The organism is Aliivibrio fischeri (assembly GCF_009727955.1).
GTDB lineage: Bacteria > Pseudomonadota > Gammaproteobacteria > Enterobacterales > Vibrionaceae > Aliivibrio > Aliivibrio fischeri_A.
On the sequence record NZ_WOBR01000031.1, the window covers coordinates 1 to 274 of the forward strand.

A 274-nucleotide genomic window follows, 5' to 3' on the forward strand; every position below is an offset into this window, starting at 1 on the left:
GGTAATAGAGTGAGAATCGGCTACTTCATGATCAAGATTACCAATCAGCGTCACCACGCCTGTAGTTGCATCGATGTCAAATAACCCAGCATCAATGTCTGCTTGTGATAATGCATAAGTCACATCATCGCCATCTGGATCCACGGCTAGGCCAGTGATATTTACGACCGTGCCCACCTCTGCATTTTCTGAAATTGTATTATCCGCAGCGTTACTGTCAGTAACAGGACCCACGTCATTATCGGTATCGCCGCCGCCCGGTGTCAAACCATCC

Annotated in this window: 1 protein-coding gene; it reads right to left on the minus strand. The window is 48.2% G+C overall.

The features are described 5' to 3' along the window. Positions 1 to 274: cadherin repeat domain-containing protein (locus GNP81_RS19215; protein WP_155675074.1), on the minus strand; the 274-nt coding region annotated here is incomplete at both ends.